Genomic DNA, 16040 nt, shown 5'->3' with positions numbered 1-16040 from the left:
CCTTGCTGAAACTCATCCTCTGGCTCCTCTTCATCGTCGGCATCCTCGTCTTCCTCGTCGGGGCGCGCTTCGTCTGGCCTCTCTGGCCGACCCTCGGCTGGGGATTCGGCCTCATCACACCACTCATCACCGTCGCCTACATCCAGGCGACGTACTTCACAGAAACGGATCACTCATGACACAGGCAATCACCGAGCTCACTGCTCACCAGTACGGCGGCATCGTCGGCACGGCAACGATCCGGCCGGACGGGCCCGGGCTGATCGTCATCGCCGGGCCGAACGGTTCCGGCAAGTCGTCCTTCCTCAACGGCATCGAGGAGATCTTCGCCCCGGGCGGGATCAAGGGCACCCCGAAGCCCATCCACGACGGCGAGACGGAGGCGTACCTCGAGGTCGTCACGTCGAAGGCGCGACTGCGGAAGACGTACCGCGAGGGCAAGGCCATGAAGTTCGAGGTGTGGGCGCTCGACGGCGCCAAGTACCCGTCCGGTCCCGCGTTCGTCCTCGAAGCGGCAGGCGGCCAGTCGTTCAACACGAAGACGTTCATCAACCTGGACGCACCGAAACAGCGAGAGGTGCTGTTGTCCAAGGTGGCCCTGCCGTTCGACCTCGCCAAGTTGGAGGCCGAGCACAAGGCGGCGTACGACGGGCGCACGGATGCGGCACGCGAGGCAAAGCGGCTCACGGCCGTCGTCGAGGCGCTCGTGAAGCCCGCGGCCGGCACGCCCACCGTGGAGGTGTCGGCGACGGCAGTGCTCGCGGAGGCCGAGACGGCCCGCCTGCACAACGCGCACGTCGACCGGCTGCGCGCCGCGGCGATCAACGCGGAGAACGCGAAGTCGGATGCCGAGCGCGAGGTCGCCCGTCTCTCGGATCTGCTCGACGCCGCCAAGACATTCCTGCTCACCGCCACAGAGGTCGCCGCGACGACTCTCGCCGAGGCTCGCACCGTGCGCCCGGTCAACGTGGACGCCATCACCGCGAAGCTGGCGAGCGTCGAAGAGACGAACGCCACCATCCGGGCCGCCCGCGCCTGGCACGACGCCGACGAGCGAGCGACCGCGGCCAACGCTGTGGTCGCCGGGCTGAACGCGAAGCTCGAGGCGATCGCCAAGACGAAGTCGGACGGCCTCAAGGCCGCAGTCTTCCCGATCACGGGCATGTCGGTCGATGACACGGGCATCACCATCGACGGCATCCCGTTCAAACAGCAGGTGAACTCGGCGGCGAAGATCATCACCGCGTTCGACCTGGCCACGAGCGACAAGTCGGACCTGCGACTCGTCTTCATCGAGGACGGCGACATGCTCGACGCGGTGTCGCTCGCCGGGATCCGAAAGCTCGCCATTGAGCGCGAGTACTACGTCATCGTCGAGCGGGACCGGGATGACTCTCGCGAGCTCGGCGCCGTCTTCACCGCTGGGGAGCTGGCGGCATGAGCACACCGATCAAGCGGGAAGACATCCGCAAGGGCGACAAGGTACGCGAGATCCGCGAGTACACCGCAACGTGTGACCAGTTCGTCGAGGCATACCCCGGCAACACCTACGAGCTGATCAACCGCCCCGCCGAGCTGCCAACCGAGTATGGCCTCTACCAGATCAGCAACGGCATGGTGCTGGACCTGAGCATCATGGGGTGGCGCTCCCCGAATCTCATGCACTACATGGAGACCGAGGCTTCCCAGTCGGAGTCCTTCACCCTGCTCCGTCCTGTTGCCGAGGTCGCCGCCGAAGTGATTGCGGACGTGCGCAAGGTCATCCCGGCTACCATGCAGCACCCCTCGATGCAAGCCGTAATCTCCAAGTGGGTCGCCGAGTGAACGCCGCCCAGATGGCCTTCGCCCGCGATCTGGCCGACCCGGATTTCAGCCTCTCGGTACCGAATATCGCCAAGGATGTCATCCGCCAGCTCGTGGAAGAAGTTGAGGCGTTGAGCGCTGCAAACACCCTGGCGATCGGTGCCACCAAGTGACCGACATCGGAACTGACACCGGCCTGATGCCCGCACACTCGCAGCACCTCACCGGCCGCCGCGTGATCGGCATCGACCTGTCAATGACGTCAACCGGGATCGCGGTCATTGCGAACGGGGTGATCGCGACACACACGATCACCTCGAAGCCGGACGCCGGGACGCTGCGCAGCTTCCTTGCTCGGTCCGAAAAGATCGCGGAACAGATCGACAAAGCGGTGATATTCGACCGCACCGACCTTGTGGTCATCGAGGGCATGGCATTCGGCGCCAAGTCCTCCTCCCTCGACAAGATCCACGCGCACTGGTGGCTAGTGGTCAAGTACATCAGCGAGTTCGTTGATCAGGAGCCCGTGGTCATTACCTCGGGCCAGCGCTGCAAGTACGCGACCGGCAAGGGCAACGCGCCGAAGGACAAGGTTCTCGCCGCGGTGATCAAGCGCTACGCACAGGTCGACGTGAAGGGCAACGACGAGGCCGACGCTGTGATCTTCGCCGCGATGGGTGCCCGACACCTCTGGATGCCCGTCGAGGAGTCCCTGCCCCTGCTAAACCTCGAAGCCATGGACGCCGTGAGGTGGGAGGTATGACCGCCTACCGAATCCTGACCGCCACGGCAAATACCCCGGAATGGCTGACGCTCCGCAAGTCGATCATCGGGGCATCCGAGGTCGCGTGCATTCTCGGCCTGTCCCACTATTCGACACCCCTGGGGATCTACCTCGACAAGCTGAACCCGAACGTCACCGACGACATGACCGAGTGGCAGGAATGGGGCCACCGCCTCGAGGATGCGATCGCCACATGGGTCGCTGACAAGAAGGGCCTCACGGTCCTGCCGTCGCCGGGGCTGCTGCAGTCCACGGAATACCCGTGGCTCGGTGCAACCCCTGACCGGGTGACCGACCTCGGAGAACCTCTGGAACTTAAGACGTCGGATCGGTTCATGGCTGATGCGTGGGCTGACGGGGTGCCGGACAACTACCTGATTCAGGTGTTCGTCCAGATGATCGTCCTCGGCGCCCGCCGCGGGTACCTTGCGGTGCTCCACGGTGGCAACCGTCCGGAGTTCTACGTCATCGAGTGGGATCAGCAGGTGGTCGACCAGATCATCAGCATCACGAAGGACTTCTGGCAGAACAATGTCATGGCGAAAACGCCGCCTGAGCCCACAACGAGCGAGGAACTGGCGCTAACCCACCGCGACTCTGGCGAGACGCTGGACGGCGACGAGCGCTTGCTCATGGCGTGGTACCTCGACGGGCAGGAACGCAGCGCGTACAAGGAAGCCGACGCCCGCATCGAATCGGTGAAGGCCGCGTACAAGGAACTGCTCAACGTCACGAACAAGAGCGTCCTCGCCTACCAGGGAAAGGCGCTCTACACGTGGAAGCGCCCGAAGCCGACGACGTCGTTCGACATGGCCCTCTTCAAGGCTGAGCATCCTGCACTCGTGGACATGTACACCCGCGAGCACCCCGCAGCGCCCCGATTCCTCCGCAAGGACACCAAGGCGCTGAACGAAGAATTCGCGACCGACCCGCCCGAGGGCTGGGAGGCAGGACTGACCGTCTCCGACGTGCTCAGCGACTACGGCGAACTCACCATTTGGAAAAAAGAACAGAAGGCACACAATGACTGACCTCTCCGGCAAGATCGCCACCCAGCAGGTAGCGCAGCGGAAGAACCCCACCATCAAGGATCTCGTGCAGGCACAGCAGGCCGCGATCGAAGTGCAGCTGGCCGGCGCGCTCAACTCGGCCGCGTTCGTCCGGGCGGCGATCAGCACCATCGCATCCTCCCCGAAGCTGCAGCAGGCCACCCCGGCCTCCGTACTCGGCGGCATCATGCTGGCCGCGCAGCTCAAGCTCGAGATCGGCCCGGCGCTCGGACACTTCTACCTCACCCCCAGACGTGAGAAGGGCGTCGACATCTGCCTGCCGATCATCGGCTACCAGGGCTACATCGAACTGGCCTACCGGTCCGGGCGCATCGAGAAGATCGAGACGTTCCTCGTCCGCGACGGCGACAAGTTCGACCACGGCGCCAACAGTGAGCGCGGCCGCTTCTTCGAGTGGAACCCCGCCGACTACGACGAGGACCGCGCATGGACGGGCGTCGTCGCAATGGCGAAGATCAAGGGCGCCGGCACCGTGTGGGCGTACCTGCCGAAGGACAAGGTTCTCGCCCGCCGCCCGCACTACTGGGACAAGGGCACCCCATGGCAGACCAACGAGGAAGAGATGGCCCGCAAGACCGGCATCCGCGCTCTCGCCCCATACCTGCCGAAGTCCACCGAGCTCGCCAAGGCAATCGAGGCCGACGAGAACAAGGTGGAGTCGATCGCGGGGATTCACGATCTCGTCGTCACCCGCGACGAACCCGAGGTGATGACGGTCCAGGAACGGCCCGCCGACCCGATGGAGCGCACGGCCGAAGAGCAGGCCGAAGACGCGGCAGGGCAGTGATCACCCCGAAGCCTGACCCTCCAACCCGCCTCGCTGAGAAGGCTGCGTACGAGATTTGCACCTTGCGCGATATGGGCCGGTGTGTAAGGTGTGGCGCGGTCGGGACGGTGCAGCGCGACCATCGCCAGAATCGGATGCGAGGGAACACGGTCGCCTCGAATTTGCAGGCGCTGTGTCCCCGCTGTCACCAGTTCAAGTCGGAGCACCCGATGCTGGCGACGGAGGAAGGCTGGTCAGTCCCACGGTGGGGCGTCCCGTCATCCTGGCCGGCACAACGCATGGTCTGCGGGCCTCACGGTCTGCACCTCGTCTGGGTCCTGTACGACGACCTCGGCGGGGTGCGCACGGTCGACGAGGCCACGGCGCGACGGCTGATGACCGGCGACGGAACGGTGTTCTGATGTCGCTCGACAAGGCAGCAATCCTCGCATGGTTGGCCGAACGTCAGGCATCAAGCAACGACGTCGTGCACGCCGTGTACAGCGGACTCCGCACTCGCATCGAGCGGGGCGATTTCAACGAGAAGGAAGGAGGTAGAAATGGCGTGGTTCAAGGTAGACGACAAACTCCACTCGTCGAGAAAGCTGATGCAGATCCCGCGCCGACACAGGCTGGCGGCGATCGGGCTGTGGACGGTGGCGGGGTCGTGGGCGGCTGATCAGCTCACCGATGGGCATGTCCCCGATTTCATGATCGACGAATGGGGCGGCACAACGACGCTCGTTGACGCACTCGTTTCGGTGAGGCTGTGGGCGCGAGTCCCTGTCGAGTTTCCAAACTCAAGCGTCGAGTCTCGAAACTCGACGGCTGAGTTTCGATTCTGGAACTGGGAGGAGTACCAGCCTACGAAAGCTGAGGTCGAGGCGGGCCGGGAGAAGAACGCCGAGAAACTGCGGAAGTGGCGGGAACGTAACCGGGTTACACAGCCCGATGTAACCGAGTTACAGGGTGGTTACGAACCACTTGGTAACCCTGCCCCCGACCCGACCCGACCCGACCCGACCCCTATTACTTCTAAAGAAGTAATAAAAGAGAGACCCGCTAGTCGCGGTTCTCGTCTCTCTCCCGAATGGATGCCCTCTGCTGCCTCTGTCGCAACGGCGAAGACGGACGCGCCGGACATCGACTGCCAAGCCGAACACTCAACGTTCGTCGACTACTGGATCGCCCAGCCGGGCCAAAAGGGAGTCAAAACGAACTGGGAGTCAACGTGGCGGAACTGGATGCGCCGCAAGCAGGCGGACGTCAAGAGCCGGCCGACACGACAAACCCCCGAACAGCGAGCACGGGCAACCCTGGCGCTCGCAACTGACATCGACATGAAGGGAATCAGCGCATGACGCTCGACGAGTGCAAGCAGGTAGTCGCCAAGGTGCAACTGGGCGACAACAGGCAGGTTGACCGGCTCGTGATCATGGAGTGGTTCGACACCATCGGTCACCTGAACGCGGCGGATGCGATCGCGGCCGTGAAGATGCACCGGCAGGAGTCAACGGACTACCTGCAGATGGCGCACGTCATCCGGAACGCCGTGCGAGTGAGGGCGAAGCGGGCAATCGACAGCGGGCCGGTCTACTGCCGGACTCACGACTTCTACCCGCTGCCTTGCGACCGGTGCAAGGAGCACCCGGAAGAGGTCAGCTTTTGACCACCTACGTCGAAACCCCATCGGATACGGCTTTCACCGTGTTCATCGAAACATGCATGGCCGCGATGCGGATGTCACCTGACCGGTGGCTCGTGTCGCAAACGGACCGGCCTCAGGGCCAGAACAGGAAGTAAGCACATGGCAATCATCAAGATCAGCGGGACCGTCGACAGGATCTTCCAGGACGGCCGCTGCGTGAAGATCACGGAGTCGTGAAAGCGGCTAATGACCAGCGCTTTTCATGCATTTCCGATAGAATGGAGACGGCCCCAAACCGAGTGTTAGTCGCACTCGCCGGGGCCTGACCCACAAATCGTCTAACCGATTGGAGGGCTGCCATGAATGGTACCCGAACCTGCACAATCCCCGACTGTGGGAAGCCATACGAAGCGCGCGGGATGTGCGCTTCGCACTATTCGCACTGGAAGTACGTCACGCCGCCCGACGAACGGAGCCGACCTACCGAGTGCGAGCGATTCGACTCGAAGTACACAGTTGGGTCCCAGTCTGAGTGCTGGGAGTGGAAGGCCGGTGTGACAGAGGACGGCTATGGCCGGTTTAACACGTCTGGTGGGCGACGGGTAATTGCTTCCCGGTATGCGCTCGAACGGGCGAAGGGCGCAGCTCAACAGCCTGAGTTCCGCGCATGTCACACCTGCGACAACCCGCCGTGCGTGAACCCGGCTCACCTCTACTGGGGGACGGAGAAACAGAATTCCCAAGATGCCGTCGTGAGGAATCGCAAGTCGCACGGGAACAGCCACCCGACATCGAGGCTAACGGCAGCGAACGTCCGATCAATCCGTACGCGGTACGCAGCAGGGGATTTCAGCACCGTACTCGCACGCGAGTTCGGAGTCTCCCCAGCATCCATCCGAGAAGCAACGTCAGGCGCGAATTGGAAGCGCGCTGGCGGACCCATAACACCTGTGAAAAAAAGGAGCCGAAATGGCAAAGATTGAAATCGAGTCCGCATTCGTCGAAAGCTGGACAAAGCACTCTGATGAGCACCCCGCATGGGGAATCAAGACCGCCGAACCGCACTCGAAGAAGAACGACGCCGGCAAGTACGAAACGATCGGGCGCACCTTCCGCACGGTGAAGGTGTCGAGAGCGTCAGGGATCGACCTGTCCGAGTTCGTCAAGGGCGACCGGGTGCACGTGTGGGGCACAGAGGCCACGGAGACCCGCGAGCACGAGGGGAAGAAGTACTACGACCTGATCGTGTGGGCCGATCGGGTCGAACCCGCCGAACGGGGCTCTGCAGCCACAGGATCGCCGGAGACGGCTCAGGAAGCTCCGGACGAGGAACCGTGGGCTCAGGCACCCACCGACGACTACGCGGGCGGAACCCCCTTCTAGCCCTGATCCACCGGGGGCGGCACTAGTCGCCCCCGCTTTGACAACTCCACACAGACAGGAAGACACGATGACGATCGCTGACCGCACACTCACGAGAGACGAGGTTGACCGCTGGCTCGCGGCCCACCCGCTCGAACCCACACCCGCACTCTCCTACGAAGCGTTCCTCCGCGAGAAGGTCAACTTCGATAAGTCATTCGGCTTCCACATCGACCAGTCCGAAGTGAACCCGATGCTGAAACCCCACCAGCGCGACCTGGTGCAGTGGGGTGTCGCCGGCGGCCGTCGCGCGTTCTTCGCCGCGTTCGGCCTGGGCAAGACGTTCGTTCAGATCGAGACGCTGCGGCTGATCACGAAGCACCGCGGCGGCCGGGCCCTGATCGTCGCCCCGCTGGGGATGCGGCATGACTTCATCGCTGACGGGCAGAAGCTCGGCGTGGACATCTCGTTCATCAAGACCGCGGCGTTCGGCCTCCCGGCAGAGGGCATGTTCGTCACGAACTACGAGAGCGTGCGGGACGGGAAGATCGACCCGAACCTGTTCACGGCCACGACCCTCGACGAAGCATCCGTGCTCCGCGACTACGGCTCGAAGACGTTCCAGACGTTCCTGCACCTGTTCAAGGACATCGCGTTCCGCTTCGTCGCCACCGCGACGCCGAGCCCGAACCGGTTCAAGGAGCTGTCCCACTACGCCGCCTACCTCGGCATAATGGACTCCGGCCAGATCCTCACCCGATTCTTCCAGCGGGACTCTTCGCAGGCGGGGAACCTCACGCTCCATCCCCACAAGGAGCGCGAGTTCTGGCTGTGGCTGAACACCTGGGCGTGCTTCATCCAGAAGCCTTCCGACCTCGGCTATTCGGATGACGGCTACGAGCTCCCCGAGATCGAGGTCCGGTTCCACCGGGTCGAGGTCACGGACGGCGAGGTCCGCACCGACTCGGACGGTCAGGCTGTCCTCTTCGCGAACGGCGCGCTCGGCCTGTCCGGCGCCGCGCTGGAGAAGCGCAACAGCCTGCCGGCGCGGATCGAGAAGCTCACCGAGATCGTGAATGCCTCCCCCGAAGATCACTTCGTGCTCTGGCACACCCTCGAGGATGAGCGCCGGGCGATCAAGAAGGCGATCCCCGAGGCCATGGAGATCTTCGGCACCCTCGACCTCGACGAGCGCGAGGAGCGCGCGGTGAAGTTCGCCGACGGTGAGTCCCGGATCCTCGCGACCAAGCCGTCGCTGTCCGGGTCCGGGTCGAACTTCCAGCGTCACTGCCACCGGGCGATCTACGCGGGCATCGATTTCAAGTTCAACGACTTCATCCAGTCCGTGCACCGTCTCCACCGGTTCCTGCAGACGGAGCAGGTGCAGATTGACGTGATCCTGGCGGAGTCCGAGGAGTCGGTGATCGAGATCCTGCTGGCGAAGTGGGAGCAGCACAAGAAGCTGACCTCCTCGATGTCGGACATCATCCGCGAGTACGGTCTCGACGCCGGCGCCATCTCGGAGGCCCTCACCCGGACGATGGGTGTCGAGCGGGTCGAGGCGTCCGGTGCTAAGTGGATGTTTGCCCTCAACGATTGCGTTCTGGAAACCCGCGACCACATGGAGACCGACTCGGTCGACATGATCCTTTCGAGCATCCCGTTCGGCACGCAGTACGAGTACTCGCCGAGCTACAACGACTTCGGGCACACGGACGACAACGGGCACTTCTGGCAGCAGATGGACTACCTGACGCCGAACCTGCTCCGGGTGCTCAAGCCCGGCCGGGTGGCGGCCATTCACGTGAAGGACCGGATCCTCTTCGGCAACGTCGAGGGCACCGGCAACCCGACCGTGCAGGCCTTCCACGCCGAGACGATCGCGCACTTCCGGTCGCACGGCTTCGACTACCTGGGTATGCACACCATCGTCACCGACGTCGTGCGCGAGAACAACCAGACCTATCGCCTCGGCTACACGAAGATGCGCGCTGACGCGTCCTCGATGGGCATGGGCATGCCCGAGTACGTGCTCATCTTCCGCAAGCCGCAAACGGACCGGACGAAAGGCTGGGGCGACGAGCGGGTCACGAAGAACGTCTACGACCCGTCGAAGCCTGTCACCGAGGAGAACAACCCGGAGGACGGGTACTCGCTGGCCCGCTGGCAGATCGACGCACACGCGTTCTGGCGCTCGTCGGGCGACCGGCACCTCACCCCTGAGGAGCTGGCGCAGCTCAAGCCCGAGGACATGTCTCGCCTGTTCACCGAGCAGACGAAGCACGAGGTCTACGACTACGCGTCGCACATCAAGGTCGGCGAGCTGCTAGCCGGCCGGAAGCGGCTGCCGTCGACGTTCATGTCGCTCGCCCCGGCGTCCTGGCATCCGGACGTGTGGCATGACGTGAACCGCATGCTCACCCTCAACAGCGAGCAGGCCCGCCGCAACCTGACGATGCACATCTGCCCGCTGCAGTTTGACATCGTGGACCGGCTCATCATCGAGAAGACGAACCCCGGCGACCTGGTCTATGACCCGTTCGGCGGGCTCGGCACGGTCCCGGTGCGCGCCAACAAGCTCGGCCGCCGCGGCCGTGCCGCGGAGCTAAACCCTGAATCGTTCCGCGACGGGATCAAGTACCTCGAAGCGGGCGAGCGAAAGCAGGAGATGCCGTCGCTGTTCGACCTGATCGACCTCGCCATGGAGGAAGCGTCGTGAAACACGCAACCACCGATTCATCCGAGGCACCCGTCACTCCGACTGGGGCCTTTTCCTTTGCCCAGAAAGGGGCCTCATGATCGAGCACGGAACCCCCACGAACACCACATGCCACGGCTCGGATTGCCTCAATAAAGGCTCGGCAACCCTGATGACGTGCGACGAGGCGGTCATCCGGTACCGCGGCGACTACCCGTACATGAATGCCGTGAAGGCGGGCACGGCGACCGCTGAGAAGGAGACGTACACGGTCCCGAAGCCCCCGCGGCTGGTCCTCGAAACGGTGGAGGAAGCGGCGGCACGACCGGCACCGGTGAAGAAGTCCAGACGGGGGACGCTGGGTCGCCGCGTGGTGAAAGTCATGATCGGCAAGGCAGGCGTCACACACGGCACACCGTCCGGGGCGAAGGCGTGCAACACCAACTGTCCGAATGAGGAGGCTGGCGGGATTTCGTGCACGGATGCCCGGCGTGCCTGGCAGCGCGAGTACCGGAAACGGCGAATCGCAGGGGACGGCCCGCCCTTGAATCACGGCACCATTCACGCGTATCAGGGCGGGTGCACGACGGTCGAGGGTTGCCCGCTGCCCGCTGGTGAGACGTGCACTGATGTGAAGCGGGCGGCCGGGAAATTGCAGGACAAGGCACGACGAGAAGGGCGCCCGCGGTGAGCCTCACCTGGCCGCAGATCACCGCGGCCGCAGCATCCCTTCGAACGGTCGGCGGTTGCTACCAAGCACCTTGCCGACGCACTCGAACATGACCACCAACATCTACGGAAGGAAAGCACCATGGGCAAGGAAGATGAGAGCTTGATCACGATTGAGTGCTCACAGCCAGGCGGGGCCTACACGCTGTTCAGCAGCAGCCCGAGGCTCAAGGTTCATCTGGCCGGGCCCGCTGAGAGCGGCGGCACAGGGCCGTGCATCTGCGGATTCGATCGCCATGCGCGAGACGAGAACGGGCGGCACCTCGTCGGGTTCTCGGTCGGCGGCGGAATGACCGGCCCCCGCGTCAATCACGAGGTCTGCTCGGATTGCGCACGACTGGCGGGTGACTCGGCGATACGCGGAACACACGCCGATCTGTTCGCCAAGCACGCCGCCGACCTCCTGTCATCCCAGAATCATGCCGCCCTGAAATCTCAGAGCGACTTCTACCGCAAACACCCACGAACAGACGACACAGGGAGAGACGAATGACGAACCGAGACGAAATCCGCAAGGCCATCATGCAGGAGCGCATCGACCTCGGCCTGCACCCGAAGGTGGGCAATCAGAGCCTCGCAGAATCACGGCGAGTCCTGATGACGTGGACGAAGGCTGAGATCGCTGAGTTCTACATCCGCGCCGAGTCGGACGAGCTCAAGGCCATCGACCGCGCGATCGCTGCCGAGATGGCGCTCCGGGAGCACCGCGCCGAAGCATTCACTCTGAACAAGCGCGACATCCGCGACACCCCCAAATCGCCTGAGCAGAAGCGGGCATACGAGGAATGGATGCACCGAAACAAGGGCAAGAGCCTGCTGGTCGACAGCATCTTCCTTGCCGGATGGAACGCGAGAGCAGCGAGCGACGACACGAAGGACGACGAATCATGAGCGAGAACGACAAGCGTGTGAAGTGTTTCGCGTGCGGACAGCCGGTACTGCCCATGTCTTCACTGGGCGTGTCCAAGACCGAAAACATCGCCCTCTGCAACCAGCACTGGAACTGGTGGATTGCCCGGTGGCTGAACGCTGAGGACGAGCCGCCATGCGGTGCACACCTGATAACCGACACGGAGGGAAACGAATCATGAGCAACCTGGACCGCATTTACGACCAGATCGACAGGGCAGTGGAGCGCGGAGACATGACCGATGAGGAGGCCCGTCAGGAATGGCTTGGTGCCCAGCAGGACGAACGGCGATACGAGGATGGCGAGCGATGAGCAATGACAAGATGGCCAGATTGCAGAACGCGGTGGTGGAACTCGCCGGATGGTCGGGCAACGACATCGCCGGTCTAATCGAGGATGGGCTGATCGAAGGCGGAGACCTCGAATCCATTCCCACCCCTCCCGCAGGAGAGCCGGAACGGGAAGCGCTGCGAGAGGTTGTCGCCGAGTGCCTGCGAGATATCACCTACACATGTGGGCGCGTCTGGGAGGCATGGCAGTACGGGACGATGACGCAGGATGACTTCTCGCCCGCTTGGGAGGATGACGAGGTGACCGGTGGGATTGTCGATGCAATCCTCGCGGCCCTGCCCTACCGTGAGCCTGAGCCGCGAGAGGTCACGACGTTCGAGGAACTGGACGCGCTGCCGCTGTGGAGCATCGTCAAGGGGCTCAATGGCGTCGGACGCAAGACACCGGACGGCTGGTTGCTGGATGGCTACATCTACCCGCGCACGAGCGAGGACCTCGAGGAGTACCTGATCGGGCCATTCCTGATCCTCTTCACGCCGCCCGTCACCCCCAGTACGGAGCAGCCCTCGTGAGCGCGGTCCGCCGCGTGCTGATCAAGCTCGGCATCGTGAAGCGCAAACCGTACACATGCCGTCACTGCGGCTACGTGGTGCCGCTCATGGGATCGCGGCAGTGGCAAGCGGTGGTCGCCTATGACCACTTCGAGAAGCGGCACTGGGAGCCGGACGCGCAAACCCCCACCGCAGCCCACCAGCCCCCAGCACAGCCCGTAACGCCCACACCGGGCACACCGACAAGCGCGGAACCTGAAACGGCCGCAGAGAGCGAAGGAGAGAGCGATGAGTGACACGGTGATTCAGTTCCCCAAGCGACTAGGGCTGCGTTCATCCAGCGAGCAGCTCGACGCCCTGAAGGCGATGTCGATGGGCGAACTGCTGGCGGCATGGATCACGAAATACCCAGACAGCACGTTCAGCGCGGACGAACTACTCGCGGCGAAGGGTAAGCGGATCCGCGTCCAAGCGATCGGCCGAAACGAATGGACCATCGTCCAAACCGAGCACTGCGCACCCACAATTCCGGCGCGTCCTGAGGGCGCAGAGAGCGAGCAGGCACGATGAGCAAGAAGATCAAGATCAAGGTCCACGAGATCGCCACGGATGGCATGCCCCGGATGGACGAGATGACGGGGCGAGTCGCTTTCATCTTCGACGGGTGCATGGTGTCCGGTTGGCCGATCGAGGGCGGCGACCCCCTGTGGGAAGCGAACAGCGACGTTGGCAGCGGCCAGAAGTTCCTCGGCGTCACGCACTGGATCGAGTTCCCGGTTCCGGTCTGGAAGTTGACCCGATGAGCCGTAAGCAGTCATTTCGCCCGGGAGCATGGGCACCGAGCGACCACAACGAACAGGTGGCGTACCGAAAGTACATGAAGGCTCTCGTGCGGGCAACCAAGAACGCGCCCGTGTCGCTGGATAGCGTCCGTGACGCGTTCAAGGCTCTCTCGCTCGCGATCAGCAGATCGGTGTGGCGATGACTGACGCCCGCGTGCACCTCACAGCGAAGGTCAACGGCGGCCACGAGATCCGTATCAAGGAAACCGACCTCGCCGAACTGGGCATGGATGGCCTCGCCGCTGAACTCGAAGCCCGCGGATTCACCGCCGACCAGCTCGGCACCCCCGTGTACAAGCCCCACCGGATGCACTGGGTGATACCCGTGCGAGGAAGAAGCGAAGAATGAGCAACCTCCTCGAAAGGACCAAGCCAGTCACCACGGACACCGGCGACCACGACACCTTCTCGCACTACTTCGAGAAGACCGACCTCGACAAGGCATGGATCGACGGCCAGCCCATCGAAGCCCTCTGCGGCAAGTGGGACATCCCCACGAAGGACTTCACCAAGTACCCGGTCTGCGGGACGTGCAAAGACATCATCGGAAGGATGAAACCATGAGCGGCAGACAGGCCGACTACGTGCTCACCAACGACGTGCCGGAATGGCTCGCAGCCCAGGAGGCGCGCAATGAGTGACGCAGAACTCTTCCCCTGTGCCAGAGGTTGCACCTGGGACCCCATCGACGACGAACCCCCCAGGCCGAAGGGCGCACGTCACGGCATCCTCTGCGACTCGTGCTTCTACCGGATCCGGGGAGCACTGAAACTGGTCCCGGACCTCATGGCGAACATGCGCGCGCAGCTGTTCACCATGGGGACCGCCGACTACTCCGAACGGGTGTCAGGGGGCGGCGGGAATTCGCCCGCGCCGCTGAACATCGGGCCGCTCGACGCGAGTGACGCACTGTTCGCCAAGCTGCTCTCATGGTGCACCGAGTTCGCCGAAGAACTGCACGTCGCCCCGCCAGCCGTCCCGTCATGGGCGAACACCCGCGAGGTCCAAGGGTCCAAGCCCGTATCCGTGGAAGCCGCGCATATGCTCGCATCCTGGCTGTGTGATTGGCTGCTCGACAGGGCCGAAGAGATCGCACAGTCACCGTCCGCGGTCGCCTACCACGATGACCTAACCGCGGGCCACGAGGACGCACGAGGCGTGTTCAGCCTCTCAGCCATGTATGGCGTCGAAGCGCGGCCCGTGCGCCCAGCAGACAAGCGCGAGTGCGAGGTGTGCGGGGAACGTGAGATCTTTTGCAAGCCCCCCGACCTATTCGACCCTGAGGTCTCGATCATGTGCGGTCGGTGTGCTCATGTCGTCACACCGGACGCCAAGAAATATGCGGCCTATCTCGCAGAAATAGCCTGATCGAGGCCGATAACCGATAGAATGGAGACGGCCCCGACGAGTGTTTGACGCACTTGGCGGGGCCTCACCCCACATATCGTCTAACCGATTGGAGGGCTACCGTGAATGGTACCCGAAACGCTCCCGCCGCCGAGAATTGGCTGCCCATTCCAGACTTCCCAGGATACGAGGTTTCCGACCTCGGCCGCGTGCGATCGTTCATGCGCTCGGCACCGATCATCATGCGCCAGCAGTTCACCTCAACGGGCGGCTATGGGCATGTTGGGTTGCATAATGGCACGAGCCACACACGCAAGGTGCACTCTCTCGTCCTACTGGCATTTGTCGGCCCGCTGCCGAAGGGCATGGTGCGGCGCCACCTCGACGGCAACGTTCGAAATAACGCCCTGAGCAATCTGCGGTATGGCACGCAATCTGAAAACTTGCTCGACCAACGGGAACATGGGACTAATGCTCGTTCCAACAAGACCCATTGCCCGCAGGGGCACGAGTACAGTCCGGAAAACACGAAGATGGACGGCGGATCGCGCATCTGCCGGACTTGCCACAACCAGCAGGGCCGTGATGCCTATGTCCCGAAGGTCCGCCGTGATCCAATGGCGAAGACCCACTGCCCAAAGGGGCACGCTTACGACGGGACGGTCAGATCAGGTGGTTACCTGCTGTGCAGGATCTGCCACAACGCCTGGGCGCGCGCCGATTTCGCTAAGAAGATGGCGGCACGGTGATCGTCAACCAGCCGAACTACACGATCCGGAAGGCAGCCGAACGAGCCGGCCGGACAACTCGCACGATCAGCCAGTGGATTCGCGACGGCATGGAGTGCCGCGAGGTCGCCGGAATCATCGTCATCGATCACCGCGTGCTCATGGCTCGGCTCCGGTTGAATGCCGCCGCGAACCCGAGCGTCAAGGGCGGCACAACACGCCGAGAAAATGGATGCACGACTTCATAGTCAGGCAGTATGCTATGCATGTAAGGCATTCCCGTTCCCACGGTGAGTGTCCATCTGACTTTCAAAAGAGAGGGCGGCTACTTCGGTAGTCGCCCTTTTTTTGTGCCCAAAACTTGCCGAAGTGCAGACGCCGGTAGCTCACCGGCAGGCAAGCCAACGAGCGCACGAGAGCACCGAACAGGCATCGTGCACAACTGAACACGCGCTAGCCACGACGGTAGATATCGGGGCTCAAGGGTGGCGAAGTCCCAATGGTGGGGCAC

General features: G+C 63.4%; 26 protein-coding genes and 1 pseudogene. All 27 read left to right on the top strand.

The genetic code is table 11. The features are described 5' to 3' along the window. Positions 1–2: 2 nt before the first annotated feature. Positions 3–179 carry a hypothetical protein gene (locus RCH22_RS04845; RefSeq protein ID WP_327012973.1) on the top strand — a complete coding sequence of 59 codons (177 nt, stop codon included), beginning with the start codon at positions 3–5 and terminating at the stop codon, positions 177–179. After that, positions 176–1441 (top strand): hypothetical protein, encoded by a 1266-nt coding sequence (locus RCH22_RS04840; RefSeq protein WP_327012972.1) that lies wholly within the window; start codon positions 176–178, stop codon positions 1439–1441. Before RCH22_RS04845 ends, RCH22_RS04840 begins: the two co-directional genes overlap by 4 nt. Then, a complete protein-coding gene (locus RCH22_RS04835) occupies positions 1438–1824 on the top strand; it encodes a hypothetical protein (protein WP_327012971.1) in 387 nt (128 codons plus the stop codon). Before RCH22_RS04840 ends, RCH22_RS04835 begins: the two co-directional genes overlap by 4 nt. Continuing rightward, entirely contained in the window at positions 1821–1976 is a 156-nt protein-coding gene (locus RCH22_RS04830) for a hypothetical protein (protein WP_327012970.1), read from the top strand. Before RCH22_RS04835 ends, RCH22_RS04830 begins: the two co-directional genes overlap by 4 nt. Further along, positions 1973–2566, top strand: a complete 594-nt coding sequence (locus RCH22_RS04825; protein ID WP_327012969.1) for a hypothetical protein — start codon at positions 1973–1975, stop codon at positions 2564–2566. The genes RCH22_RS04830 and RCH22_RS04825 overlap by 4 nt, the downstream gene beginning before the upstream one ends. Next, on the top strand, positions 2563–3618 hold the full coding sequence (locus RCH22_RS04820; RefSeq protein ID WP_327012968.1) for a lambda-exonuclease family protein: 1056 nt from the start codon (positions 2563–2565) through the stop codon (positions 3616–3618). The genes RCH22_RS04825 and RCH22_RS04820 overlap by 4 nt, the downstream gene beginning before the upstream one ends. Further along, entirely contained in the window at positions 3611–4444 is an 834-nt protein-coding gene (locus RCH22_RS04815) for a recombinase RecT (RefSeq protein WP_327012967.1), read from the top strand. The genes RCH22_RS04820 and RCH22_RS04815 overlap by 8 nt, the downstream gene beginning before the upstream one ends. 71 nt (positions 4445–4515) lie before the next feature. Continuing rightward, positions 4516–4632, top strand: a pseudogene (locus RCH22_RS21150) (HNH endonuclease signature motif containing protein); the annotation flags it as partial. A gap of 21 nt (positions 4633–4653) precedes the next feature. Beyond that, the gene (locus RCH22_RS04810; protein ID WP_327012966.1) at positions 4654–4845 is read left to right on the top strand and encodes a hypothetical protein; all 192 of its coding nucleotides are present in this window, start codon (positions 4654–4656) and stop codon (positions 4843–4845) included. Between the two features lie 138 nt (positions 4846–4983). Next, positions 4984–5784 carry a hypothetical protein gene (locus RCH22_RS04805; protein WP_327012965.1) on the top strand — a complete coding sequence of 267 codons (801 nt, stop codon included), beginning with the start codon at positions 4984–4986 and terminating at the stop codon, positions 5782–5784. Next, positions 5781–6092, top strand: a complete 312-nt coding sequence (locus tag RCH22_RS04800; RefSeq protein WP_327012964.1) for a hypothetical protein — start codon at positions 5781–5783, stop codon at positions 6090–6092. The genes RCH22_RS04805 and RCH22_RS04800 overlap by 4 nt, the downstream gene beginning before the upstream one ends. A 948-nt stretch (positions 6093–7040) precedes the next feature. Beyond that, positions 7041–7454 carry a hypothetical protein gene (locus RCH22_RS04795; RefSeq protein ID WP_327012963.1) on the top strand — a complete coding sequence of 138 codons (414 nt, stop codon included), beginning with the start codon at positions 7041–7043 and terminating at the stop codon, positions 7452–7454. A gap of 67 nt (positions 7455–7521) precedes the next feature. After that, the gene (locus RCH22_RS04790; protein WP_327012962.1) at positions 7522–10152 is read left to right on the top strand and encodes a DNA methyltransferase; all 2631 of its coding nucleotides are present in this window, start codon (positions 7522–7524) and stop codon (positions 10150–10152) included. Positions 10153–10228: 76 nt separating this feature from the next. Continuing rightward, positions 10229–10822 (top strand): hypothetical protein, encoded by a 594-nt coding sequence (locus RCH22_RS04785; protein WP_327012961.1) that lies wholly within the window; start codon positions 10229–10231, stop codon positions 10820–10822. A 120-nt stretch (positions 10823–10942) separates the two neighbouring features. Continuing rightward, the gene (locus tag RCH22_RS04780; RefSeq protein ID WP_327012960.1) at positions 10943–11353 is read left to right on the top strand and encodes a hypothetical protein; all 411 of its coding nucleotides are present in this window, start codon (positions 10943–10945) and stop codon (positions 11351–11353) included. Further along, positions 11350–11751 carry a hypothetical protein gene (locus RCH22_RS04775; protein ID WP_327012959.1) on the top strand — a complete coding sequence of 134 codons (402 nt, stop codon included), beginning with the start codon at positions 11350–11352 and terminating at the stop codon, positions 11749–11751. The genes RCH22_RS04780 and RCH22_RS04775 overlap by 4 nt, the downstream gene beginning before the upstream one ends. Then, a complete protein-coding gene (locus RCH22_RS04770; RefSeq protein ID WP_327012958.1) occupies positions 11748–11951 on the top strand; it encodes a hypothetical protein in 204 nt (67 codons plus the stop codon). Before RCH22_RS04775 ends, RCH22_RS04770 begins: the two co-directional genes overlap by 4 nt. Next, positions 11948–12082: a hypothetical protein gene (locus tag RCH22_RS04765; RefSeq protein WP_327012957.1), complete on the top strand. Its 135-nt coding sequence runs from the start codon at positions 11948–11950 to the stop codon at positions 12080–12082. The genes RCH22_RS04770 and RCH22_RS04765 overlap by 4 nt, the downstream gene beginning before the upstream one ends. After that, positions 12079–12633 carry a hypothetical protein gene (locus RCH22_RS04760; protein WP_327012956.1) on the top strand — a complete coding sequence of 185 codons (555 nt, stop codon included), beginning with the start codon at positions 12079–12081 and terminating at the stop codon, positions 12631–12633. Before RCH22_RS04765 ends, RCH22_RS04760 begins: the two co-directional genes overlap by 4 nt. Continuing rightward, the gene (locus RCH22_RS04755) at positions 12630–12908 is read left to right on the top strand and encodes a hypothetical protein (RefSeq protein WP_327012955.1); all 279 of its coding nucleotides are present in this window, start codon (positions 12630–12632) and stop codon (positions 12906–12908) included. The genes RCH22_RS04760 and RCH22_RS04755 overlap by 4 nt, the downstream gene beginning before the upstream one ends. Beyond that, complete coding sequence (locus RCH22_RS04750; protein ID WP_327012954.1) at positions 12901–13182, top strand: hypothetical protein; 282 nt, start codon at positions 12901–12903, stop codon at positions 13180–13182. Before RCH22_RS04755 ends, RCH22_RS04750 begins: the two co-directional genes overlap by 8 nt. After that, on the top strand, positions 13179–13415 hold the full coding sequence (locus RCH22_RS04745) for a hypothetical protein (RefSeq protein WP_327012953.1): 237 nt from the start codon (positions 13179–13181) through the stop codon (positions 13413–13415). Before RCH22_RS04750 ends, RCH22_RS04745 begins: the two co-directional genes overlap by 4 nt. A gap of 178 nt (positions 13416–13593) precedes the next feature. Further along, a complete protein-coding gene (locus RCH22_RS04740; protein WP_327012952.1) occupies positions 13594–13803 on the top strand; it encodes a hypothetical protein in 210 nt (69 codons plus the stop codon). Beyond that, positions 13800–14018, top strand: coding sequence for a DUF3039 domain-containing protein (locus tag RCH22_RS04735; protein ID WP_327012951.1), 219 nt, complete (start codon positions 13800–13802; stop codon positions 14016–14018). Before RCH22_RS04740 ends, RCH22_RS04735 begins: the two co-directional genes overlap by 4 nt. A gap of 69 nt (positions 14019–14087) precedes the next feature. Next, complete coding sequence (locus RCH22_RS04730) at positions 14088–14822, top strand: hypothetical protein (RefSeq protein ID WP_327012950.1); 735 nt, start codon at positions 14088–14090, stop codon at positions 14820–14822. A 101-nt stretch (positions 14823–14923) separates the two neighbouring features. Next, positions 14924–15550 carry an HNH endonuclease gene (locus RCH22_RS04725; RefSeq protein WP_327012949.1) on the top strand — a complete coding sequence of 209 codons (627 nt, stop codon included), beginning with the start codon at positions 14924–14926 and terminating at the stop codon, positions 15548–15550. Beyond that, on the top strand, positions 15547–15777 hold the full coding sequence (locus tag RCH22_RS04720; protein WP_327012948.1) for a hypothetical protein: 231 nt from the start codon (positions 15547–15549) through the stop codon (positions 15775–15777). Before RCH22_RS04725 ends, RCH22_RS04720 begins: the two co-directional genes overlap by 4 nt. The last annotated feature ends 263 nt before the right edge of the window (positions 15778–16040 follow it).

It is taken from the genome of Cryobacterium sp. GrIS_2_6, assembly GCF_035984545.1.
GTDB lineage: Bacteria > Actinomycetota > Actinomycetes > Actinomycetales > Microbacteriaceae > Cryobacterium.
The sequence above is the reverse complement of the archived record's forward strand: the minus strand, read 5'-3'. Positions and strand labels throughout refer to the sequence as shown.

Coding starts and splice junctions, on each gene's coding strand:
- RCH22_RS04735 (WP_327012951.1), top strand. CDS start 13,800: ATGAGCAACCTCCTCGAAAGGACCAAGCCAGTCACCACGGACACCGGC.
- RCH22_RS04815 (WP_327012967.1), top strand. CDS start 3,611: ATGACTGACCTCTCCGGCAAGATCGCCACCCAGCAGGTAGCGCAGCGG.
- RCH22_RS04760 (WP_327012956.1), top strand. CDS start 12,079: ATGAGCAATGACAAGATGGCCAGATTGCAGAACGCGGTGGTGGAACTC.
- RCH22_RS04785 (WP_327012961.1), top strand. CDS start 10,229: ATGATCGAGCACGGAACCCCCACGAACACCACATGCCACGGCTCGGAT.
- RCH22_RS04790 (WP_327012962.1), top strand. CDS start 7,522: ATGACGATCGCTGACCGCACACTCACGAGAGACGAGGTTGACCGCTGG.
- RCH22_RS04835 (WP_327012971.1), top strand. CDS start 1,438: ATGAGCACACCGATCAAGCGGGAAGACATCCGCAAGGGCGACAAGGTA.
- RCH22_RS04840 (WP_327012972.1), top strand. CDS start 176: ATGACACAGGCAATCACCGAGCTCACTGCTCACCAGTACGGCGGCATC.
- RCH22_RS04740 (WP_327012952.1), top strand. CDS start 13,594: ATGACTGACGCCCGCGTGCACCTCACAGCGAAGGTCAACGGCGGCCAC.
- RCH22_RS04820 (WP_327012968.1), top strand. CDS start 2,563: ATGACCGCCTACCGAATCCTGACCGCCACGGCAAATACCCCGGAATGG.
- RCH22_RS04805 (WP_327012965.1), top strand. CDS start 4,984: ATGGCGTGGTTCAAGGTAGACGACAAACTCCACTCGTCGAGAAAGCTG.
- RCH22_RS04780 (WP_327012960.1), top strand. CDS start 10,943: ATGGGCAAGGAAGATGAGAGCTTGATCACGATTGAGTGCTCACAGCCA.
- RCH22_RS04765 (WP_327012957.1), top strand. CDS start 11,948: ATGAGCAACCTGGACCGCATTTACGACCAGATCGACAGGGCAGTGGAG.
- RCH22_RS04750 (WP_327012954.1), top strand. CDS start 12,901: ATGAGTGACACGGTGATTCAGTTCCCCAAGCGACTAGGGCTGCGTTCA.
- RCH22_RS04800 (WP_327012964.1), top strand. CDS start 5,781: ATGACGCTCGACGAGTGCAAGCAGGTAGTCGCCAAGGTGCAACTGGGC.
- RCH22_RS04730 (WP_327012950.1), top strand. CDS start 14,088: ATGAGTGACGCAGAACTCTTCCCCTGTGCCAGAGGTTGCACCTGGGAC.
- RCH22_RS04745 (WP_327012953.1), top strand. CDS start 13,179: ATGAGCAAGAAGATCAAGATCAAGGTCCACGAGATCGCCACGGATGGC.
- RCH22_RS04795 (WP_327012963.1), top strand. CDS start 7,041: ATGGCAAAGATTGAAATCGAGTCCGCATTCGTCGAAAGCTGGACAAAG.
- RCH22_RS04770 (WP_327012958.1), top strand. CDS start 11,748: ATGAGCGAGAACGACAAGCGTGTGAAGTGTTTCGCGTGCGGACAGCCG.
- RCH22_RS04775 (WP_327012959.1), top strand. CDS start 11,350: ATGACGAACCGAGACGAAATCCGCAAGGCCATCATGCAGGAGCGCATC.
- RCH22_RS04810 (WP_327012966.1), top strand. CDS start 4,654: ATGCTGGCGACGGAGGAAGGCTGGTCAGTCCCACGGTGGGGCGTCCCG.